The sequence below is a fragment of the Pseudoalteromonas sp. 2CM28B genome (assembly GCF_023161935.1).
Window position 1 is genome coordinate 174,719 of sequence record NZ_JALNTH010000003.1, and the last position, 18,902, is coordinate 193,620.

17 protein-coding genes and 1 tRNA gene are annotated in these 18,902 nt (G+C 40.6%); 7 read left to right on the top strand and 11 right to left on the bottom strand.

Annotation, left to right across the window (positions count from 1 at the left end; all coding sequences use genetic code 11):
• Positions 1–47 precede the first annotated feature (47 nt).
• Entirely contained in the window at positions 48–2,747 is a 2,700-nt protein-coding gene (gyrA, locus tag MTN96_RS05480; RefSeq protein WP_024034094.1) for a DNA topoisomerase (ATP-hydrolyzing) subunit A, read from the bottom strand.
• Positions 2,748–2,925: 178 nt separating this feature from the next.
• On the opposite strand from gyrA, the gene ubiG reads away from it, so the two are divergent.
• From ubiG to yfaE, 5 genes are all read left to right on the top strand, one after another.
• Positions 2,926–3,636 carry a bifunctional 2-polyprenyl-6-hydroxyphenol methylase/3-demethylubiquinol 3-O-methyltransferase UbiG gene (ubiG, locus tag MTN96_RS05485; RefSeq protein WP_248451434.1) on the top strand — a complete coding sequence of 237 codons (711 nt, stop codon included), beginning with the start codon at positions 2,926–2,928 and terminating at the stop codon, positions 3,634–3,636.
• Complete coding sequence (locus MTN96_RS05490) at positions 3,636–4,316, top strand: HAD family hydrolase (protein ID WP_248530917.1); 681 nt, start codon at positions 3,636–3,638, stop codon at positions 4,314–4,316. The genes ubiG and MTN96_RS05490 overlap by 1 nt, the downstream gene beginning before the upstream one ends.
• A gap of 412 nt (positions 4,317–4,728) precedes the next feature.
• The gene (gene nrdA, locus MTN96_RS05495) at positions 4,729–7,011 is read left to right on the top strand and encodes a class 1a ribonucleoside-diphosphate reductase subunit alpha (protein ID WP_024034091.1); all 2,283 of its coding nucleotides are present in this window, start codon (positions 4,729–4,731) and stop codon (positions 7,009–7,011) included.
• A 73-nt stretch (positions 7,012–7,084) separates the two neighbouring features.
• The gene (gene nrdB / locus MTN96_RS05500; protein WP_004587863.1) at positions 7,085–8,215 is read left to right on the top strand and encodes a class Ia ribonucleoside-diphosphate reductase subunit beta; all 1,131 of its coding nucleotides are present in this window, start codon (positions 7,085–7,087) and stop codon (positions 8,213–8,215) included.
• Positions 8,215–8,487: a class I ribonucleotide reductase maintenance protein YfaE gene (yfaE, locus tag MTN96_RS05505; protein ID WP_004587862.1), complete on the top strand. Its 273-nt coding sequence runs from the start codon at positions 8,215–8,217 to the stop codon at positions 8,485–8,487. The genes nrdB and yfaE overlap by 1 nt, the downstream gene beginning before the upstream one ends.
• A gap of 2 nt (positions 8,488–8,489) precedes the next feature.
• On the opposite strand, the gene MTN96_RS05510 is transcribed toward yfaE, so the two are convergent.
• Genes MTN96_RS05510 through MTN96_RS05520 form a run of 3 tightly spaced genes read right to left on the bottom strand, consistent with a single transcriptional unit; the run spans position 8,490 to position 10,062 of the window.
• Positions 8,490–9,092: a DUF1287 domain-containing protein gene (locus MTN96_RS05510; protein ID WP_004587861.1), complete on the bottom strand. Its 603-nt coding sequence runs from the start codon at positions 9,090–9,092 to the stop codon at positions 8,490–8,492.
• Positions 9,093–9,114: 22 nt separating this feature from the next.
• The gene (locus MTN96_RS05515; RefSeq protein ID WP_248530918.1) at positions 9,115–9,594 is read right to left on the bottom strand and encodes a hypothetical protein; all 480 of its coding nucleotides are present in this window, start codon (positions 9,592–9,594) and stop codon (positions 9,115–9,117) included.
• A gap of 39 nt (positions 9,595–9,633) precedes the next feature.
• Entirely contained in the window at positions 9,634–10,062 is a 429-nt protein-coding gene (locus tag MTN96_RS05520; RefSeq protein WP_024034088.1) for a hypothetical protein, read from the bottom strand.
• 212 nt (positions 10,063–10,274) lie between these two features.
• On the opposite strand from MTN96_RS05520, the gene MTN96_RS05525 reads away from it, so the two are divergent.
• A complete protein-coding gene (locus MTN96_RS05525) occupies positions 10,275–10,664 on the top strand; it encodes a YkgJ family cysteine cluster protein (RefSeq protein ID WP_248530919.1) in 390 nt (129 codons plus the stop codon).
• A gap of 124 nt (positions 10,665–10,788) precedes the next feature.
• Positions 10,789–13,176: a TonB-dependent receptor domain-containing protein gene (locus MTN96_RS05530; protein ID WP_248530920.1), complete on the top strand. Its 2,388-nt coding sequence runs from the start codon at positions 10,789–10,791 to the stop codon at positions 13,174–13,176.
• A gap of 267 nt (positions 13,177–13,443) precedes the next feature.
• Here the strand turns inward: MTN96_RS05530 and MTN96_RS05535 are convergent, their stop codons facing one another.
• The 7 genes from MTN96_RS05535 to MTN96_RS05565 form a co-directional block, all read right to left on the bottom strand.
• Complete coding sequence (locus tag MTN96_RS05535; protein WP_004587856.1) at positions 13,444–14,064, bottom strand: FKBP-type peptidyl-prolyl cis-trans isomerase; 621 nt, start codon at positions 14,062–14,064, stop codon at positions 13,444–13,446.
• A 69-nt stretch (positions 14,065–14,133) separates the two neighbouring features.
• Positions 14,134–14,520: a hypothetical protein gene (locus MTN96_RS05540; RefSeq protein WP_248530921.1), complete on the bottom strand. Its 387-nt coding sequence runs from the start codon at positions 14,518–14,520 to the stop codon at positions 14,134–14,136.
• Between the two features lie 53 nt (positions 14,521–14,573).
• Positions 14,574–14,664, bottom strand: a tRNA-Ser gene (locus tag MTN96_RS05545).
• A gap of 128 nt (positions 14,665–14,792) precedes the next feature.
• Positions 14,793–15,170, bottom strand: coding sequence for a hypothetical protein (locus MTN96_RS05550; protein WP_024034084.1), 378 nt, complete (start codon positions 15,168–15,170; stop codon positions 14,793–14,795).
• 204 nt (positions 15,171–15,374) lie between these two features.
• Positions 15,375–15,923 carry an NAD(P)H nitroreductase gene (locus tag MTN96_RS05555; protein ID WP_248530922.1) on the bottom strand — a complete coding sequence of 183 codons (549 nt, stop codon included), beginning with the start codon at positions 15,921–15,923 and terminating at the stop codon, positions 15,375–15,377.
• A 243-nt stretch (positions 15,924–16,166) separates the two neighbouring features.
• Complete coding sequence (locus MTN96_RS05560) at positions 16,167–16,850, bottom strand: DoxX family protein (RefSeq protein ID WP_055253459.1); 684 nt, start codon at positions 16,848–16,850, stop codon at positions 16,167–16,169.
• 90 nt (positions 16,851–16,940) lie between these two features.
• Positions 16,941–18,902, bottom strand: a complete 1,962-nt coding sequence (locus tag MTN96_RS05565) for an FAD-dependent oxidoreductase (protein ID WP_248530923.1) — start codon at positions 18,900–18,902, stop codon at positions 16,941–16,943.

Sequence of the window (18,902 nt, forward strand, 5' to 3'; positions counted from 1 at the left end):
TTCAACATGATTAAAAAAAGCGGCCTTAGCCGCTTTTTCAATTTCAGTTATTCAGAAGGTGGATTATCATCCGTTGCTTCTTCATTTACTGTATCAACCGTTTCAACGTCTTCAATATCAACTAAGTCACTGTCTGTAACTTCAATCTCTTCGATACGTTGTAAACCAACTACTTGCTCTTCGTCAATAGTTCTGATCAAAATAACACCTTGGGTGTTACGTCCAACCGTCGATACTTCATTAACGCGGGTACGTACTAGCGTACCACGGTTTGAAATAATCATTATTTCGTCGTTGTCGTCAACTTGTACAGCGCCAACTACTGCGCCATTACGCTCACTCACCTTAATAGATACAACACCTTGTGTTGCACGGCTCTTAGATGGGTAATCTTCAAGTTGAGTACGTTTACCGTAACCGTTTTCAGTCACAGTTAAAATAGCACCATCAGACTTAGGCACAATTAACGACACTACGCGTTGGTCGTCGGCCATTTTAATACCACGAACACCGGTAGCAGTACGACCCATAGGGCGAACACCTTTGAAACGAATTTCAGGGTTGCCTTCTTCGTCAAGTACCGGGTTGCCGTTTTCATCAACAACAGCAGACTCTTCCGCTTCTTTAAAGCGTACCACTTTACCTGCATCAGTAAACAACATAATTTCGTTGCTACCGTCGGTAATATCAACCCCAATTAGGCTATCGCCTTCGTTAAGGTTTACCGCAATAATACCGCTTGCACGTTGACGGCTGTATGCCGTTAGTGGTGTTTTCTTCACAGTACCAAATGCAGTTGCCATGAAAATGTATTTATCTTCTTCGTACTCGCGTACAGGTAAGATAGCAGTGATGCGTTCATCATCTTCAAGTGGCAGTAAGTTAACAATTGGCTTACCGCGAGCGGCGCGACTAGCCAGTGGTAACTGGTATACTTTAAGCCAATACAAACGACCCGCAGTAGAGAAACATAAAATGGTATCGTGGGTATTAGCCACTAAAAGACGCTCAATGAAATCTTCATCTTTCATCTTCGTTGCTGACTTACCTTTACCACCACGGCGCTGCGCTTCGTAATCAGACAATGCCTGATACTTAACGTAACCTTCGTGCGATAGGGTCACAACAACATCTTCTTCGTTAATTAAATCTTCAAGGCTAATATCGTGCGCTGCCGCGTTAATTTCTGTACGACGCTCATCACCATATTGCTCTTTAATTTCTACTAACTCATCACGAATAACTTCCATTAAACGCTCAGGGCTACCTAAAATGTGTAGTAGCTCAGCAATTAAATCTAACAGCGATTGGTACTCTGCTAAGATTTTTTCATGCTCAAGACCGGTTAGTTTGTGTAAACGTAAATCAAGAATTGCTTGTGCTTGCTGCTCAGAAATATAGTACTGACCATCGCGAATACCCAGCTCACTTGCCAGCCAATCTGGGCGTGCTACGTTGTCTTCGCCTGCTTTTTCAAGCATAGCTTGTACGTTACCTAAATCCCATGGGCGAGCTGTTAAGGCCACTTTAGCCTCTGCTGGGGTTGGCGATTTACGAATTAACTCAATAATTGGGTCGATGTTGGCAAGCGCAATTGCTAAACCTTCAAGGGTATGAGCACGGTCGCGCGCTTTACGTAAATCAAATACGGTACGGCGTGTAACCACTTCACGGCGGTGAATAACAAACTCTTCGAGCATTTCTTTTAAGTTGAAACACTTAGGTTGGTTGTTAATTAATGCAACCATATTCATACCAAACACAGTTTGTAACTGAGTTTGTGAATATAAGTTGTTTAGAATAACTTCACCTACATCACCACGTTTGATCTCAATAACGATACGCATACCGTCTTTATCTGATTCATCACGTAGTGCGCTGATGCCTTCAATTTTTTTATCTTTAACAAGCTCAGCAATTTTTTCAATTAAGCGTGCTTTGTTAACCTGATAAGGAATTTCGTGCACGATAATGGTTTCGCGGCCTGTTTTTTCATCGGTTTCGATGTCGGCGCGTGCACGCATGTACACTTTACCACGGCCGGTTAAATAAGCATCTTCAATGCCTTTTTTACCATTAATAATAGCAGCCGTTGGGAAATCAGGACCCGGAATGTAATCCATTAATTCATGAATCGTTAAATCAGGGTTTTGAATAAGCGCTAAACAACCATTAACCACTTCAGTTAAGTTATGAGGTGGAATGTTTGTTGCCATACCTACCGCAATACCCGATGAACCGTTAACAAGTAAGTTAGGCACTTTGGTTGGTAAAACGTCAGGAATTTGTTCGGTACCGTCGTAGTTAGGAACGAAATCAACCGTTTCTTTTTCAAGATCGGCTAATAACTCATGCGACATTTTTGCCATACGTACTTCTGTATAACGCATTGCCGCTGCTGAATCACCATCAACCGAACCGAAGTTACCTTGGCCATCTACCAGCATATAACGTAGTGAGAATGGCTGTGCCATACGCACGATGGTGTCATAAACTGCACTGTCGCCGTGTGGGTGGTATTTACCGATTACGTCACCGACCACACGGGCCGATTTTTTGTAAGGCTTATTCCAGTCATTACTAAGCTCGTTCATTGCAAACAAAACGCGGCGGTGAACAGGTTTTAAACCATCACGTACGTCTGGTAATGCACGTCCTACAATTACGCTCATTGCGTAATCAAGGTAGGAGTTTTTTAACTCGTCTTCAATATTGACTGGCAGAATTTCATTGGCGAGATCAGTCATTTGATATCACATTCCTTCAGTATCAGCTCTTAGCAACCGGGTATTAGGCGCCAAGAGTATTTGTTATTATTTCTAAGCGACCATGCTATCACAATTAATTTAAATTTACAGGCGCAAAACTTTGCGATTTATCAATTTAGCCCTATATAATGGCCTCAGATTGACGAGGAAGTATTTTATGACCGAACATCAAAATGTAGATAACGCAGAAATAGCAAAATTTGAAGCCATTGCAGAGCGATGGTGGGACCAAGACGGAGAGTTTAAACCTCTTCACGAAATTAACCCATTACGATTAGACTTTGTGGCTAACAAAACCCAAGGCTTATTTGATAAAGAAACACTCGATGTAGGCTGTGGTGGCGGCATTCTTAGCGAAAGCATGGCACGCATGGGTGCACACGTAACCGGTATAGACATGGGGCAAGAGCCACTCACCGTAGCAAAGCTTCATAGCCTAGAAACCGGTGTAAATGTTGACTATATAAAAGTACCTGCAGAAGAATTTGCAACCCAGCACCCTGCTCGCTTTGATGTAATAACCTGTATGGAAATGCTAGAGCATGTACCTGACCCTGCTTCTATTATTCATGCAGTCGCAGAGCTTGCCAAGCCAGGGGCTGATGTGTTTTTCTCAACCCTAAATAAAACGCCTAAAGCTTACTTGTTTGCTATTGTAGGTGCTGAAAAGCTGTTAAAAATGGTGCCTGAGGGCACACACGATCACAACAAATTTATCAAACCTGCACAACTTATTGCATGGGCTGAACAAGTCGGTTTAAAAGTACGTGCCAGTGCTGGCCTGGGCTACAACCCGCTTTCTAAGCAGTATTCATTAAATACAGATGTGAGTGTTAATTACATTCTTCACTTTGAGAAGTTAGCATAATGGCTAGCTCTCATACCCCCTTAACTCCTTTTGAGTACGACGCTTTCTTATTTGATTTAGATGGCACCTTGCTTGATACAGCAGACGATTTAGGTGCTGCTTTAAATGCCGTACTTAAAAGTGAAGGTGTTGCGCAAGTTACGCCTGAGGCGTATAGAAAAGTAGCGTCTAATGGCGCCGGCGCACTACTTGAACTTGGCTTTAAAGCGCAATGGGCATCGCAACCACAAACTGAACGTATAAAACAGTTAGTCAGCCACTACAGCCAAAACCTAGCGACACACACCCGCTGCTTTGAAGGTATAGAATCATTACTCATAGCCCTTGAGAACCAAGGTATAAAATGGGGAATAATGACTAATAAACCCGGGTTTTTAACCGATCCATTAGTGGCTGCTATACCCGCTTTAAAAAATGCACACGTTGTGATCAGTGGCGATACCCTCACCGAGGCTAAACCATCACCTTTACCCTTACTACACTGTACAAAACTGATGAACGTAGATCCTAAGCGTTGTTTATACATAGGTGATGCTCAACGTGATATAGAAGCAGGTAAAGCCGCAGGTATGCACACAGCAACAGCGCTTTGGGGCTATATACCAAGTATTGATGAGGCCAAGGGCTGGGAAGCCGATTTTAACTGGCACAGCCCCATTGATGCTTTTAACCATATATAGTGCTATGTAAATTTTTAAACACTATATATTGTGATTGTGTTAGTTTTTATGCAAAGCTTGATGATAAAAAAAGCAGTCGAAATTTATTTTCAAAATGCGTAAATTTAGCAGATCATTAGTTGATTTTTAGCTATTTCAACTTAAATGATTGTTCGAAGGTGAGTGACTACTAACACAAATACGTTATCCCAAAGTTATCCACAAATAGGGGCAATTATGTCCCTTGCAAATCAGCTCAGACCACACTATCTTGTGATCTCTAAATTGAACAACACCAGATATTGTGGCCAAATGTTATTCAATTAAATTCGCCAATACGCTGAAACTTATAATAAATGAATACGTACCTTGCTTTAGCGAGGTATAAAGCATTGGTCAAAATACACAATTCCCAAGGAATACAGGCAAAGCTATGAACCAACAGTTATCTGTAAGCAAGCGTGACGGGCGTAAAGAGCCTTTAGATCTTGATAAGATCCATCGCGTTATTGAATGGGCCGCCGAAGGTTTAAACAACGTATCGGTTTCACAGGTTGAATTAAAGTCACACATTCAATTTTACGACGGTATTCGTACAAAAGACATTCACGAAACCATCATTAAAGCAGCAGCCGATCAAATTTCAAAAGAGTCGCCTGACTACCAGTACTTAGCTGCCCGCTTAGCTGTATTCCACTTACGCAAAAAAGCGTATGGCCAGTTTGAGCCTCCACGTTTATTTGACCATGTTACAAAAATGGTTGAAGACAAACGCTACGACGCTCACTTACTTGTTGATTACACAGAGCAAGAGCTTGATGAGCTAGATGCTTATCTTGATCATTCGCGCGATCTTAACTTTAGCTACGCAGCAGTTAAGCAGCTTGAAGGTAAATACCTAGTACAAAATCGCGTAACGGGTGAGATTTACGAAAGCGCCCAGTTTTTATATATCTTAGTGGCTGCGAGTTTATTCTCTGACTACCCGCGCGAAACACGTATTGACTACATCAAACGTTTTTACGATGCAGTATCAACGTTTAAAATCTCTTTACCTACGCCAATTATGTCGGGTGTGCGTACGCCTACGCGTCAGTTTAGCTCGTGTGTACTTATTGAATGTGGCGACAGCCTTGATTCAATTAACGCCACATCATCTGCCATTGTTAAGTACGTTTCACAACGTGCAGGTATTGGTATTAACGCCGGTCGTATTCGTGCATTAGGTAGCCATATCCGTAATGGCGAGGCGTACCACACAGGTTGTATTCCTTTTTATAAGCACTTTCAAACAGCGGTTAAAAGCTGCTCGCAAGGTGGCGTACGTGGCGGTGCTGCAACGTTATTCTACCCGCTTTGGCATTTAGAAGTAGAAAACCTACTAGTACTTAAAAATAACCGTGGTGTTGATGATAACCGTGTTCGTCATTTAGATTACGGCGTACAGTTTAATAAACTAATGTATTCTCGTTTAATTAAAGACGACTACATTACGTTATTTAGCCCATCAGATGTGCCTGGCCTTTACGATGCATTCTTTGAAGACCAAGACGAGTTTGACGCGTTATACGTAAAATACGAGCAAGACGAGTCTATTCGTAAAAAGCGCATTAAAGCGATTGAGCTTTTCTCAATGTTCGCACAAGAGCGTGCCAGCACAGGTCGTATTTATTTACAAAACGTGGATCACTGTAATACGCACAGCCCGTTTATTTCTAAAGTGGCGCCAATTCGCCAATCTAACTTATGTTTAGAAATCGCATTGCCAACTAAGCCGTTAAATAACGTAAACGATGAAGAAGGCGAAATTGCACTTTGTACGCTATCTGCATTTAACCTAGGCGCTATTGAGTCACTTGATGAACTTGAAGAGCTTGCTGAGCTTGCAGTACGTGCACTTGATAACCTACTTGATTTCCAAGACTACCCAGTACCGGCTGCACGTAATGCCACTATGGGCCGTCGTACGTTAGGAATAGGCGTAATTAACTACGCTTACTACCTTGCTAAAAATGGTAAGCGTTACTCAGATGGCAGTGCTAATGCACTGACTCACAAAACGTTTGAAGCAATTCAATACTACTTAATGAAGGCATCAAACGAGCTGGCTAAAGAGCGTGGCGCGTGTCCTAAGTTTAACGAAACAACGTACTCTCAAGGTATTATGCCAACTGATACGTACAAACGTGACTTAGATAAAATTTGTGATGAGCCACTGCACTTAGATTGGGATTCGTTACGTGCCAGCATTAAAGAGCACGGCATGCGTAACTCAACACTTAGCGCATTAATGCCTTCAGAAACATCGTCGCAAATCTCTAACGCAACTAACGGTATTGAGCCACCACGTGGTCACATTAGCGTTAAAGCAAGTAAAGACGGTATTTTAAAACAAGTAGTTCCTGAGTACGAACGCTTAAAAGATAACTACGAGCTACTGTGGGATATTCCATCAAACGATGGTTACTTACAGTTAGTGGGCATAATGCAAAAGTTTATTGACCAAACTATTTCGGCCAATACTAATTATGATCCAAACAAATACGAAGGCGGTAAAGTACCTATGAAAGTCTTATTAAAAGACTTACTAGGTGCATACAAGCTTGGTGTTAAAACACTTTACTACCATAACACCCGCGATGGCGCATCAGATGCACAAGACGACACTCCAGAAGTGGAAGATGATGATTGTGCAGGCGGCGCGTGTAAAATTTAATAGTTAAACTTAAAGCGGGCTCTTTGCCCGCTTTGTCCTGATAGTTTTAGTGATAGTTTTTTGAGTGATAGACATGTCTTATACTACTTTTAGTCGTAACCATAATGATCAAATGCAAGAGCCAATGTTTTTTGGCCAAACCGTTAACGTTTCGCGTTACGATCAACAAAAATACCCTATTTTTGAAAAATTGATTGAAAAGCAACTTTCGTTTTTTTGGCGTCCAGAAGAAGTAGACGTAAGTAAAGACCGTTTAGACTTTCAAGCATTGCCAGAGCACGAAAAGCACATATTTTTAAGTAACTTAAAATATCAAACGCTGCTTGATAGTGTACAAGGCCGCTCGCCAAACGTTGCCCTACTCCCTATTGTGTCTATTCCTGAGCTAGAAACATGGATAGAAACGTGGGCATTTAGTGAAACTATTCACAGTCGCTCTTACACCCACATTATTCGTAACGTTACACAGTCACCAGAACTTATTTTTGACGACATAGTAAGTAACGAAAAAATTAGCGAACGTGCTGATGCGGTAACCACTTACTACGATGATTTAATCAATGGCGTGTCGCTTTATAACCTGTATGGCGAAGGCAAGCACGAAATTAACGGTCAAACCGTTGTGATCAGCTTATTTGATCTTAAAAAGAAACTTTACCTTGCCATGATGTCGGTAAATATTCTTGAAGCCATTCGTTTTTATGTCAGCTTTGCGTGTTCGTTTGCCTTTGCTGAGCGTGAATTAATGGAAGGTAACGCTAAAATCATCAAGCTAATCGCACGTGATGAAGCGCTTCACCTGTCGGGTACGCAGCATATTTTAAACATTATGCAAGATGGTAAAGATGACCCTGAAATGGCGATTGTTGCCGCGCAGTGCCGTGAAGAAGCCATTAAAATGTTTGTTGAAGCCGCAGAGCAAGAAAAAGAATGGGCAGAGTACTTATTCAAAGATGGCTCTATGATTGGTTTAAACAAACACATTTTATGTCAGTATGTTGAATACATCACCAACGCACGTATGACCGCCATTGGCCTACCTGCGCAATTTGAAAACAACAGTAACCCAATTCCATGGATCAACTCATGGCTTGTGTCTGACAACGTGCAAGTTGCACCGCAAGAAGCTGAAATTAGCTCATACCTTGTAGGTCAAATTGACTCACAAGTAGATGCCTCAGAATTTGGTGACTTTGATTTATAATGAGTGACAAACCCACTGCAAGTATAACGCTTGCAGATAACAGCCAGTGTATAGAGTTTAGCACTGGCTGCCCTTCTGTTTTACATTGCTTAGAAAACCAAAAAATAGACGTAGCGTATCAATGCCGCGAAGGCTATTGTGGCGCGTGCAGAGCCACGTTAGTCTCTGGCCAAGTGCACTATAACGAAGAGCCTTTAGCGTTTGTACGCGAGGGGGAAATACTGCTGTGCTGCTGTAAGCCAAACGGTAATATAAGTATTAATTTAAAATAAATTTACTGCGTTTTATTCAAATGCTGTGGTTCAAACCGGTAGTGCCCCGTGATTTTATAATCAAAAAGCATATCGGTTTTTTCTGCCCCACGCCCAATGTTATGTACAATTAATGGATTGCCAGTTTGTACTGAACGCTCATTAACTACCATCCCTATATGTGGCAGGTTACCCGGTAACATCCAAGTCACTATATCACCTGTTTTATACTCTTCAGGGCTATCAGATAATACTAACGCACGACCCTGTCTTTTAAAGTAGGTTTGTAAGTTAGGCACTCTGCGGTGGTCTATATTTTTATCGGGTTTGGTCAGTCCCCAAATACGCTTTGAGGGGTATAGAGTAAAATTGTCACGCATGTCTTCGTGTACTAACTGTTGTAAATCTATACCTAACTGGCGATAAGCACGAATAATCACATCGGTACACACCCCAATATTACTTGGCACGTCACCACCTGGGTAACTTATTGAACGATAACTCCCATCATACGTAACTTGGTGTGTTGTTCGCTGTATTAATGCAGCAGTTATGTCTTCTTCAAATGAATTAGCTAACGCACTAAAAGGCGCTAATACACTAAAATATAACCATACATTAGCCATATTCTGTTCCTTGTAAAAAAATTTATAATGCATCCAGTACATACTCAGGCACATTTATTTTCTCGCCTGAACTTATAAAGTGAGTATCGAGCGAATAAGCCATAATTTCAAGCGGCGCATTGTGATAACCAAAGCGCTTAATTTCATTCATATAGCGCTCTATAAAGGCTAAAGCACCAAGATTTTGCCACTGCAATACATGCACTAATTCATGAAAATGTACGCGCAAGTTATCAACACTTGTCGGCAACAAGTAGTAAGTATTTTTATAAGATATACCGCTGACTTTCATATCAATAAAATCACCCAGCCCCATGGCACGTAAAGCAGCAAAATCGGGCTTGGGTATTTCATCGATTACAACATAAAAGGCATTTTCCAAAAATTCAGTTGGGTAAAAACCTGCAAACTGTGATGAAAATTGAGTACAGCACACCCGTTTGTATTTATATTTATGGTTTACCTCATCAATCCATTGCTCGATTGCGGTTAATATATCCATATTCCAAACCTCATTACAATCGCAACTAACTAGGCTTAATTAACCTTCTTCTTCAGTGAGTGACTCAAGTAAATCATGAATTTCGGCTTTAAGCGCTTTATCTTCTATTTTATTAGCGCTGACCTTGGCATTTTTTAGGCTTTTAATCGCTTCATTTTTTTGTCCAAGCTCTATTTGTAGAGTTGCCATTGAATAAGCAACCGACGACATATGATCTTTGTTATTAATCGCAACCGATTTCTGTAGCGCTTTTTCATATGTGGTAATTGCCTCTTCAAGTTCTTCGGTAAAATCAGCTAAGGTTTCCCACTGTACAGGGTGATCTTTTGAAGTATTCTCGTTTTCTTCACAAATAGCTTTGAGCCGAGAAAATAATAATTCAAACCTTTTACGGTCGTTTCTATTTGCAGCTTCCATCAGTTGCTCTGCTAAATCATGTACTGCTTTATATACTTTGGTGTTCATCATCAGGAGCTATCCTTAACTGGTCACTAAACTAACTATTTAGAGGCGCCCTAATCTTATTAGAACGGCTAATTATTTAGGTGTAATAATACATTAATAATAGATAGCGGGTTGGAATTAAAAGTGTGGTTTTAAAATTATATATAAAAAAGTAATCCACGTTAGTTACAGTGATACACTGAAAAACAAATGGACACCTAATATACTGGCTAAAAATGAAAGAGTGCAACCAATGCGGTAAATGCTGTATTAAATACGGTGGGGGCGATTTAAGTGCAACCTTACAAGAAATTGAAATGTGGGCACTGTTTAACCCAGAGATTTATCAATATGTTAAAGATGATGAAATTTGGTTTGATCCAAAAACGCAAATGCGACTCTCCACTTGCCCCTTTTTAGAAATAGCGCCCAAAAAAGAGCCCTCCCATAAAACAATGTATACCTGTAGCATTTACCTAGATAGGCCAGAAGATTGCCGCCATTATCCAAGCCTAGTGTCAGAAATGATACGTGATGAATGCGAAATGATAGAACCTATCGATGTAAAAAACCAAACTAGAGCACAACATAAGCTTAATATAATTATGCTTGATAGCCGCTCTTAATCAGCTTATCTTATTTGCGTGTTTATTCATCGAAAAACATTAAGCTATAGTATAACATTGTTGATAAGTCAAAAATGCGGTGTTATATTATATCACAACATAGTAACCGCGAACCTTTAAGATAATGACAAAGTTAACATTAATTTCCTCTGCAGTTTTTTCTGTTTTATGTTCTCATTCAGCACTTGCTGCTACCGTTACCGGTAAAATAACAGACGATAAAAACCAACCTATTGCAAACGCAGCTGTACACGTACATGGTAAAGACCAAGGTGTAAAAACCAACGCACAGGGCGAATTTTCTATTGATGTAGACTCTCAAAGTCAATTGCATGTAAGTAAAGACAACTTTATAGACTCGCGTATTGCGGTAAATGAAAACTCAAACAATGTAACGGTGTCGCTTACCCCAACCTCGGTAGAAACCGTTGTTGTATATGCCTCTGCACTGCATAAAAATAGCTTAGAAATGATTTCGCCGGTGAGCGTTTTATCAGGTGATGAGCTTAAAAACAAATCAAAAGCGACTCTTGGCGAAACACTAAAGGGCTTACCAGGTGTTAATGCCAGTTACTTTGGTCCGGTATCATCAAGCCCTATTATCCGTGGTTTAGATGGCCCTCGCGTTAAAATTACCCAAAACGGTTTAGATGCCAGCGATGCATCGCGCATTGGTCCTGACCATGCAACCTCAAGCGACAGCTTAGCAGCGGAACAAATTGAAGTACTGCGCGGACCAAGCACCCTACTTTATGGCTCAGGCGCAATAGGTGGTGTGGTAAATGTGGTTGATAACCGTATTCCAACGAGCAATTTAGATGATTTAACCGGTGCTGCTGAATACAGCCATGACACGGTTTCTAACTCAAATACCGTGGCTGCAAAACTAGAAACAGGAAATGACGGATTTAACTTTCATTTTGATGGGACTAAACGCAGCGGCGATGACTATGAAACGCCTACATTTAACATTACAGATGAAGATGGTGATGTTGAAACTCATAACTCTGTAGAAAACACTTTTATTGATAGCGACACATTTAATGTAGGTACGAGTTATGTGGGCGATCATTTAACGGTTGGCTTTTCTTACGGTAGCATTGAAACCGATTACGGTATTCCTGGGCATGAGCATCATGATCATGACCATGACCATGAAGGTGAAACCGAAGAAGAACACGATGAGCACGCAGATGAAGAGGAAGAAGAGTCTGTTTATGCACATCTAGAGCAAGATCGTTGGCAAGGCCTTATAAGCTATGCGCTTGATAATAACTGGATTGAAAATATTAATCTTCGTGTTGGCTACACTGATTACAAACACAGTGAAATTGAAGACGGTGAAATTGGCACCACCTTTAAAAATGAAACAACCGAAGCACGCTTAAATGTAGAGCACAAGTTAGCGCAGTGGCACGGTATGATGGGCTATCATTATAGCGAATCGGACTACGACGCAATTGGCGAAGAAGCATTTACTCCTGCAAGTGTGACCACTACACATGCGTTATACCTACTTGAAGAACGTGAATTTGGTGATGTTACACTCGAGCTTGGTGCGCGTATCGAAGATTACGAAATAACAAGCACAATTACCGAAAGCGAGCACGCACATGATCACGATGAAGAAGAAGATCATGACGAAGGCGAAGAAGAAAGCATTGCATACAGTGAAAGCTTTACTAATGTAAGCGCCTCTGCCGGTGCTATTTGGCAATACACACCAGGGCAAAGCGTAGCACTTAGCTTATCTCACTCTGAGCGTGCGCCCCTTTCTGCTGAGCTTTTATCAAACGGATTACACATTGCTACAGGTACTTACGAGCTAGGCCTTGGCTATCATATTGAAGATAACGAGGTTCACTTTGAGCCAGAAGACATTAAACAAGAAAAATCGACCAATTTAGATTTTAGCTTTAGACGTTTTAGCGGTGACTTTGGTTACACAGTTAACTTTTTCTATAACGATATTAAAAACTTTTATTATCAACAAAACACTGGATTAGTTTACGACGAAGAAGATGGTTTAGAGTCTGCAATTGGCGCTCACGATGATGCGGTTGCCGTATATCAGTTTGCCAGTAAAGATGCTGAACTCTATGGTGTAGAATTTGATGTACACTATCAAATTGACCCTAATGCCATGGTTAAAGTATTTGGTGATTCAACACGCGCTAAGCTAAAAGACGACGAAGGTAACTTGCCGCGCATACCAGCAAATAAATTAGGATCTGAATTACAATACAATGTAGGCGATTTACAACTAACACTCACAGGTACGCACTACTTTGAGCAAGATAATATTAGCGCCTATGAAACTAAAACCGATGGCTACACAATTGTTGATGCTCAAACTAATTATCAGTTAAGTTTAGGCGCTATAGATACGCAGTTATACTTAAATATAGATAACATTACAGACGAACTTGGCTTTGTTCACAGCTCGTTTATAAAAGATAAAGCCCCACTACCAGGTAGAAACTTCCGCTTTGGTATTAGAGGTTATTTTTAATAACGCTTTGGCATTTATTTAGTTACTTTTAAAGCCGCATTTTATATGCGGTTTTTTTATGCCTACTCATTTAATTAACTAGGTTATTTACTTGTTGTAATAGCGTTTGTAGCGCAGGTAGCAAGTTTATCTTTCCCCCAAAATAACTCACTTAATTATGCGGATTGGCCTAAATTCTTAACGTTTTATAGCTTGGTATAAAACCACAAGACACAAAAAAGCCGCGGTCAAGACCACGGCTTTTTAAATACTGACTTAATAACTAAATTAAGAAAGGATTTCGTGTAGCTCAACGTCAAATACAAGCGTTGAGAAAGGTGCAATTGCAGCACCTGCGCCACGTTCACCATAAGCAAGCTCATGAGGAACGTAAATACGCCATTTAGTGCCTACTGGCATCATTTGTAAAGCTTCAGTCCAACCTTTGATCACGCCACCTACTGGGAATTCAGCTGGTTGACCGCGCTCGTAAGAGCTATCAAATACTGTACCGTTAATTAATGTACCGTGGTAATCAACACGTACTGTAGACTCAGCAGTTGGCTTTTCGCCTTCGCCTGTTGCTAGTACTTCGTATTGTAAACCAGACTCGGTAACAGTGATTTCAGGACGCTTAGCGTTTTCTTCTAAGAATGCAATACCTTCAGCAGAAAGTACTTTTGCTTCTTCTTCACGACGCGCTTGGATCTCTTCGTTAATTTTTTCAAATGCAGCTTGGATCTCAGGGATCTCAACTTGAAAAGCGCTACCAGCGTACGCATCTTTCATGCCTTCAAATACTGAATTTAGGTTTAAGCCTTCAAAAGGGTTAGACTTAAGTTGCTCACCCATTTGTAAGCCAATACCGTAACTTGCTTTTTCAGCATCTGTAGTAAAATTATCTGACATAATGTGTTTTTCACGTTTTGTTAGTTAAAAGACGCGTACATGCTAACATAAAATAAAACCGGTTTGGGGCTAGTTTTTACTGTGTTTTACCTTAATTTTGCCAACTATGTAGCTACAAAGGGGTAAACTGAATAAAAATCCAACAAGCAATGGCCACGCTAGTAAACCGCCACTGCCAAACAGCACCAATGGCACTAATACTAAACCAACTAAAGCAATAAAAGCTGCGCCAATAACAGGCCAATGCGTATCGTATTTAGTAATAAGATGCGCAGTTAATACGTTAAAGCCAACACCATACACAAAGGCGGTGATAAGCGTTGCGTCTGGTTGTGCATCTGCTGCCATTTTTATTAATAAATTAATCGCGCTTTGATAACAGTAGCCAAATACAATCCACAGTAGTACATGCTTTACTAAGCGTTGCGATGTTGTAAGGTTTGCTTCTTTTGACATTTATTAAACTCCACAAAGCAAAAAACCGCCCATAAGGCGGTTTTTTTAAATAATGGTGGAGAGATAGGGATTTGAACCCTAGATAGGCTACAAACCTATGCCGGTTTTCAAGACCGGTGCATTCGACCACTCTGCCATCTCTCCGTACGGCGCGAATAATAGGGGGTATTGAGCAACTTGTAAAGACCTAAATGTAAATAATTAGCTAAAAACAGCATTTGGTTCAAAAAATCACCACAAATAGCTAAAAACCTAGGTTACACGTTACCCTATTAATAATATTGCTTTGGTCTGCGTGCAATCCACGAACAAATTAAGCACAGTAATAAACTAAGTGCTAAAAATGTAACGCTTTGAAATATTAAATCAAAACGGTTTAAATCATCACTTGGTACAACCACAAATAAAAATGCAGGTAATACACTAAGCAATAACACATAAAAACAAATTTTAAAGGCCCGACCAAAATCAAACCTTTTAGACTGCTGCATCCACCAGGTTAATAAAACAAGCATTCCCATAGCAGAGCCAGCTATAAAATGTGCAGTATTCGTGCTCATTGCCACATAAAGTGTAATAAAAGCACCCACTATTCCCCAAATTGACCATGCCAGCCAATTCTCTTTTTCTTGTAAAAATAAATTTCCCATCGTTTTCGTCTTCTTTATCGTTATTTTTATTAAGACTTTCCATACTTTAACAAAAAACAACCGATTAAAAAACAAACTGAAGAAGAAAAAGTTAACCTATATTGCTTCCGTGCGCTTCTCACAGCTAAATCAAAAAAGGACGAGCCTAACAGCAGCAACCTTAATGCTATATGACTGCGCAGAACTGCAATAGTTCATTATTTATTATAAATAAGTGAAGTAATCATCTGGTTTATGCTTAGCTGCCTTTTTGCACTCAATCTCTGGGGTGCCTAAATATAAATACCCAACAATTTCATCTTGTTCATCTAAATTAAGGGCATTTTTTACCGCTGTGCTTTGTGCAAAATACCCTGTACGCCATACACCACCTAAACCTTGTGCAAATGAGGCTTGTTGCATGGCAAGTACACTGCAACCGGCGCTTTGTACTTGCTCAATACGCGGCACTTTTGGATGGGCTTGATATTTAGCAATAGCAATAATGATCATCGGTGCGCGCAGCACAAGCTCTTTTGCGCGTTTAATCACTTTTTCTTCTTGCTGCTCAGCAACGGCGCTTTGATGGTATATCTCACCTAATTTATGCCGGGCATCACCTTGAACGACAATAAACTGCCAAGGCGCAATGCATCCGTGATCAGGAACCCGTAACGCGGCTTGCTTTATAATATCGAGCTGCTCTGAATTTGGCCCTGGGGCGGTTAATTTAGCGTCAGATTGGCGGGTTAGTAAAAGCTCAATAGCATCCATGGCGTACTCTCATAATTCAAAACGTTAGAGTACCATTTATGCCTTTAAAAAATAAACTCTGCTTAATTATCAATTTTATTAAAACCCTACTTACTTCTCTCGTATAAAAGCGCCATTACTGCGTAAACAATATTCATATACCACTGTATAAATCCGATAGAGGCGCTATGCGTTTAACACACGTTACAAACAAAAAGGGCGTATAAAAAATATTTATACGCCCTTTTTAAACCAATTTGTTTGCTACTCTTTTACTACTGCACGCCTGAGCCAATAATCAACACTAACAAAGCGACCGCCACCTACAAAAAACAAGCTAAGTAACATGGCAAAATAAATAGCAGAAAATTCAATACCGTTATTTATTATGGAAGGTTTCCCTTTTTCATATAAGTAATCAGTAAATCCGTGCTCTTCAACTATGCCCCTAATTTTACCTATACGTTCTTGTACTTCTAGTGAGTTTTCAAGGCTTTCTTTAGCCCCTGGAATTGATAACCAATCAAGTACTTGAGCTGAACTGGTTGTAGGGTTTGATGGCGCTATAGCAAACCAACCATTATGCCAATGCACAGTTGTTGCTGCCACCACCATTGTAAACATCAGCGGAATGCTTACTAAGCGGGTAAATAGCCCAAAGAGTAAAAACCACCCGCCTAAAAATTCACTCCAGCCTGCTAAAAAGGCAAGTAAGTCTGGAAATGGTAAGCCTAAACCCCATTCACTATTGCCAAACCATTGCACAACGCTTGCATCAGCAAGAAAATAGCTAAAAAAGCCGTCAGTTTCTCCACTAAGGGCTAATTTATTAAAGCCCGCAATAATCATTACGGGGGCTAAAATTAAGCGAAAAAGTAACGCAGGTAATCCGTCGGCATACGATAGATTACCCATGATTTTATTATACAAACGAAATAATTTACTCATGTGTGGCCTGCTTTGTCAGTGTATTAAGTTATGGACTCTATACACACAAGACCTGAGGGCACTGTAAATTATTTCATTTTATTAACACTGTTAAATGGCTCTGGCCACTTGAAGCGCTTCAAAAATTGCACGCTTTGCATCAATTGCTGCTGCTAATTTAGCGCCACCAATAACATGTACCTTTGCATTTTCGCGGTGTTGCTCAAGCACTTCATTATTAGAAACCTGCCCTATACACGCAATAACCGTATCAACCGGCAGTACTTGTTTTTCTCCGGCAACAGTAACTGTAAGGCCATTTTTATCAAAACTGTGGTACTGGCAATCAGCAATTTGTTTAACACCATGTTGCTTAGCAACTTGACGATGTATCCAGCCTGTGGTTTTTCCAAGCCCGCTACCAAAACGCCCTGCACTACGTTTTAGCATGTATAATTGTCGCTCATCTTTGTGCGGCTCTGCCTCGCACTCAATACCCCACTGCTTTTTAAACTCAGGAATAGATTGCGATTTATGCTCACTTAAAAAAGCAACCATATCAAAGCCAATACCGCCGGCACCTAAAATGGCTATTGATTTGCCCAGTTCGACCTCACCGCGTATAACTTCATCATAAGCAAATACACGCTTAGAGTCTGCGCATTCAATTGCAGCTTCACGCGGGCGTACACCTGTGGCAAATACGATGTCATCGTATTTTTGTAACATTGCATCATCGTAGGCTTTACCAAGCTCTACATTTACGTTGAGCCTTTCAAGTTCATTAGTAAAGTAGCTAAGCGTATGGTTAAAGTCTTCTTTACCTGGAATTTGCATGGCTAGATTAAATTGGCCACCCATTTGTGTTTTTTGATCGATAAGCGTTACTGTATGCCCTTTTTCAGCCAAGTAACAACTTGCAGAGAGCCCAGCAGGGCCCGCGCCAACAACTAATACATTTTTAGCGTTAGAAGCTTTATCTAACGGGTAATCAAGTTCAAAGGCCGCTTGTGGATTAACTAAACAGGTTGCACGTTTATTTTTAAATACGTGGTCTAAACAGCCTTGGTTACAGCCAATACAAATATTTATTTGTTTAGTTTGCTGATTTTGATATTTGTTAAAAAACGCCGGATCGGCCAATAAAGGGCGCGCCATTGAAATTAAATCGGCTTCATTATCATTAAGGATTTGGTTGGCTATATCCGGCGTATTAATACGGTTTACAGCTATAACAGGTACATTCACCACTGACTTTAATCGTTTTGAAGCCTCTTTAAATGCTCCAGGAGGCACCATACTGGCGATTGTTGGCACGCGTGCTTCATGCCACCCAATGCCAGTATTAAAAATATCAACACCGGCCTGCTCAAGTGCTTTTGCCTGAATAGTGACTTCATCAGGGGTTGAGCCATTCGGGATTAGGTCCATAACAGATAATCTAAAAATAATTAAAAACGTATCTGATACTTTAGCCCTAACGGCTTTAACTATTTCAAGCGCTAATCGCATTCTATTTTCTAGGCTGCCACCAAATTCGTCATCGCGTTTATTGGTGTGTGGCGCCATAAATTCATTAATTAAGTAACCTTCAGAGCCCATTACTTCAACACCATCGTAACCTGCTTTTTCTGCCATATAGGCAGAGTGCGCAAAGTCTTTAATGGTTTTTTTAATCGAGCCTAACGACATTTGTTTAGGTTTGTATGGATTTATAGGCGCTTGAATAGCGCTCGGGGCTTGGTTAAACGGATGATAAGCGTATCGACCAGCATGTAAAAGCTGCAAACATATTTTTCCGCCATGTTTATGAACGGCGCCTGTGTATGCACGGTGTTTAAATACATCATAATAGCTGTTAAATGATGAAGAAATAGGCGTTAATTTACCGCGCAAGTTAGGGCTGTAGCCCCCGGTAATGATCATGGCCGTGCCGCCTTTAGCACGCGCCTCGTAAAAAGCGCTTAACCTTTTGCGGTTGTGCCAGCCCTCTTCAAGGCCTGTATGCATTGAGCCCATTACCAAGCGGTTTCGTAATTGTGTGTGTTTTAATTGTAATTGTTGTTCTAACAT

Coding starts and splice junctions, on each gene's coding strand:
- gyrA (WP_024034094.1), bottom strand. CDS start 2,747: ATGACTGATCTCGCCAATGAAATTCTGCCAGTCAATATTGAAGACGAG.
- ubiG (WP_248451434.1), top strand. CDS start 2,926: ATGACCGAACATCAAAATGTAGATAACGCAGAAATAGCAAAATTTGAA.
- MTN96_RS05490 (WP_248530917.1), top strand. CDS start 3,636: ATGGCTAGCTCTCATACCCCCTTAACTCCTTTTGAGTACGACGCTTTC.
- nrdA (WP_024034091.1), top strand. CDS start 4,729: ATGAACCAACAGTTATCTGTAAGCAAGCGTGACGGGCGTAAAGAGCCT.
- nrdB (WP_004587863.1), top strand. CDS start 7,085: ATGTCTTATACTACTTTTAGTCGTAACCATAATGATCAAATGCAAGAG.
- yfaE (WP_004587862.1), top strand. CDS start 8,215: ATGAGTGACAAACCCACTGCAAGTATAACGCTTGCAGATAACAGCCAG.
- MTN96_RS05510 (WP_004587861.1), bottom strand. CDS start 9,092: ATGGCTAATGTATGGTTATATTTTAGTGTATTAGCGCCTTTTAGTGCG.
- MTN96_RS05515 (WP_248530918.1), bottom strand. CDS start 9,594: ATGGATATATTAACCGCAATCGAGCAATGGATTGATGAGGTAAACCAT.
- MTN96_RS05520 (WP_024034088.1), bottom strand. CDS start 10,062: ATGATGAACACCAAAGTATATAAAGCAGTACATGATTTAGCAGAGCAA.
- MTN96_RS05525 (WP_248530919.1), top strand. CDS start 10,275: ATGAAAGAGTGCAACCAATGCGGTAAATGCTGTATTAAATACGGTGGG.
- MTN96_RS05530 (WP_248530920.1), top strand. CDS start 10,789: ATGACAAAGTTAACATTAATTTCCTCTGCAGTTTTTTCTGTTTTATGT.
- MTN96_RS05535 (WP_004587856.1), bottom strand. CDS start 14,064: ATGTCAGATAATTTTACTACAGATGCTGAAAAAGCAAGTTACGGTATT.
- MTN96_RS05540 (WP_248530921.1), bottom strand. CDS start 14,520: ATGTCAAAAGAAGCAAACCTTACAACATCGCAACGCTTAGTAAAGCAT.
- MTN96_RS05550 (WP_024034084.1), bottom strand. CDS start 15,170: ATGGGAAATTTATTTTTACAAGAAAAAGAGAATTGGCTGGCATGGTCA.
- MTN96_RS05555 (WP_248530922.1), bottom strand. CDS start 15,923: ATGGATGCTATTGAGCTTTTACTAACCCGCCAATCTGACGCTAAATTA.
- MTN96_RS05560 (WP_055253459.1), bottom strand. CDS start 16,850: ATGAGTAAATTATTTCGTTTGTATAATAAAATCATGGGTAATCTATCG.
- MTN96_RS05565 (WP_248530923.1), bottom strand. CDS start 18,902: ATGTTAGAACAACAATTACAATTAAAACACACACAATTACGAAACCGC.